1 protein-coding gene, 1 pseudogene and 1 riboswitch are annotated in these 2,645 nt (G+C 69.0%); of the genes and pseudogenes, one reads left to right on the top strand and one right to left on the bottom strand.

What is annotated here, in order from left to right; all coding sequences use genetic code 11:
• Nucleotides 1-320, bottom strand: a pseudogene (locus tag FV228_RS26345) (alpha/beta hydrolase); the annotation flags it as partial.
• Nucleotides 321-521: 201 nt separating this feature from the next.
• A riboswitch (TPP riboswitch) is annotated at nucleotides 522-627 on the top strand.
• Nucleotides 628-701: 74 nt separating this feature from the next.
• Between FV228_RS26345 and thiC the strand changes: the two are divergent.
• Nucleotides 702-2,588 (top strand): phosphomethylpyrimidine synthase ThiC, encoded by a 1,887-nt coding sequence (gene thiC, locus FV228_RS26340; protein ID WP_147857230.1) that lies wholly within the window; start codon nucleotides 702-704, stop codon nucleotides 2,586-2,588.
• Nucleotides 2,589-2,645 lie beyond the last annotated feature (57 nt).

Raw genomic sequence — 2,645 nt, 5'->3', positions numbered from 1 at the left:
AGCAGGCCCCAGCCGGCCGCGCGCCACGGATCGGCCGCGAAACGGTCCGCGTGCGGCTCGGGCCGGGAGCCGTTGCCGTGGAAGCTGATCACGATGCCGCAGCCGGGACGCGGCGACCGCCACAGGGCGAACAGCCGCTCGCCGTCCTCCGTCGCCAGAGTGACTTCTTCGGTCCCGGGCGGGGCGACCCGGATACGTGCGGGCTGCCCGTTCCAGGCGGCGCCCGGGTAGATCAGCCGCCGCTGGAACAGCGCGAGGGCGACGAGCCAAGCCAGGTACAGCACCGCCACGGCGGCCAGCAGCAGGAGCAGGATGCGCATCGTTCCTTGAAGGTTCAAAGATGGGCATCGTAGCCAAGTTTGTTTGGCCCAGGGCGGCTTTGATGAGTGGTTGGGCGGCCCTGCCCCTACACAGGGCTCTCGGCTTTGGGCGACCGGAGCTTCTCCCGCCGGACAACACCGGCCTCTTATCCGCTCGCCTCGCCGCAGCATTGACAAACCCATCCCCGGGGCCGAGTCTTGAACCGTTCCGAGGGGGGCCCTGAAGGGGGCTGAGATTGGGCATGCTGCCCTGACCCTTGAACCTGATCCGGCTCATACCGGCGGAGGGACGGGAACCTGCGGCTGCCCGCGTGCGTGCGGCCGGATCTCATCTCAGCCATCGCGTGGTCCGGAGCGCTCCAACACGAGGAGAGGCCCACGATGAACGCACCCGTTCTGCCCAAGGACGTGAAAGGCAGCCCCGAGACCGTGACCACGGGTCCGGTCACCGGGTCGCGCAAGGTCTACGCGAACCCGGTCGGCCGGCCGGACATCCGGGTGCCGTATCGCGAGATCGCCCTGTCCGATCCGAAAGAGGAGCCGGTGCGGGTCTACGATCCGTCGGGTCCCTACACCGAGACCGACGCCCGCATCGACCTCACCGCCGGCCTGCCCGGCGTGCGCGAGCCCTGGATCGCGGCGCGCGGCTACACCGCGGTGGAGCCCCGCGCGGTGAAGCCGGAGGATAACGGCTTCGCAGGCGACAAGCTCGTGGCGCCCTGCCCCGCCACCCGGACGATCCGCATGGCGGCCCCCGGCCAGATGGTGACGCAGTACGAGTTCGCCCGAGCCGGGATCATCACCGAGGAGATGATCTACGTCGCCCACCGCGAGAACGCCTGCCGCGACGCGATGCTCGCGGGCGCCGAGGCCACGCTCGCAGACGGCGAGAGCTTCGGTGCGTCGGTGCCGCCGTTCATCACCCCGGAATTCGTGCGCGACGAGATCGCCCGCGGCCGGGCGATCATCCCGGCCAACATCAACCACACCGAGCTGGAGCCGATGGCGATCGGCCGGAATTTTCTGGTCAAGATCAACGCCAACATCGGCAACTCGGCGGTCACGTCGTCGGCCGCGTTGGAGGTGGAAAAGCTGGTCTGGTCGATCCGCTGGGGCGCCGACACGGTCATGGACCTGTCCACCGGCCGCAACATCCACAACATCCGCTCGTGGATCATCCGCAACAGCCCGGTGCCGATCGGGACGGTGCCGATCTACCAGGCGCTCGAGAAGGTCGGCGGCGATCCGCTCAAGCTCGACTGGGAGGTCTTCAAGGACACGCTGATCGAGCAGGCCGAGCAGGGCATCGACTACTTCACCATCCATGCCGGCGTCCGGCTGGCCTACGTGCCGCTGACCGCCCGGCGGGTCACCGGCATCGTCTCCCGCGGCGGCTCGATCATGGCGCGCTGGTGCCTGGCCGGGCACCGGGAATCGTTCCTGTACGAGCATTTCGACGAGATCTGCGACATCATGCGGGCCTACGACGTGTCGTTCTCGCTGGGCGACGGTCTGCGCCCGGGCTCGATCGCCGACGCCAATGACGCCGCGCAGTTCGGCGAGCTGGAGACGCTGGGCGAACTGACCAAGATCGCCTGGGACAAGGGCTGCCAGGTGATGATCGAGGGCCCCGGCCACGTGCCGATGCACAAGATCAAGGTCAACATGGAGAAGCAGCTGCGGGAATGCGGCGAGGCGCCGTTCTACACCCTCGGCCCACTGACCACCGACATCGCCCCAGGCTACGACCACATCACCTCGGGCATCGGCGCCGCGATGATCGGCTGGTTCGGCACCGCGATGCTCTGCTACGTCACCCCGAAGGAGCACCTCGGGCTGCCGGACCGCGACGACGTGAAGACCGGGGTGATCACCTACAAGATCGCCGCCCACGCCGCCGACCTCGCCAAGGGCCACCCGGCCGCCCAGCTGCGCGACGACGCGCTCAGCCGCGCCCGGTTCGACTTCCGCTGGGAGGACCAGTTCAACCTGGGCCTCGATCCGGATACGGCCCGCCGCTACCACGACGAGACCCTGCCCAAGGACGCCCACAAGGTCGCGCATTTCTGCTCGATGTGCGGGCCGAAGTTCTGCTCGATGAAGATCACGCAGGACCTGCGCGCCGAGGTGCTGGCGATGGAGGAGGCCGGCGCGGTCGTGGGCGCCGCACCCGCGATGTCCAAGGCCGAGGCCGAGGCCGGCATGCGGGCAAAATCGGAAGAGTTCCTGGCCGAGGGCGGCAAGCTCTACGTCGACGCGGCCGAGTGAGGAGCCGGCACGCCCCGTCCGCTCAGGACGTGGGCGTGCCGCATCCGGCGCCGCCGC

Source organism: Methylobacterium sp. WL18, from assembly GCF_008040015.1.
Taxonomy (GTDB): Bacteria; Pseudomonadota; Alphaproteobacteria; order Rhizobiales; family Beijerinckiaceae; genus Methylobacterium; species Methylobacterium mesophilicum.
This window is presented reverse-complemented; position numbering and strand designations above follow the sequence as displayed.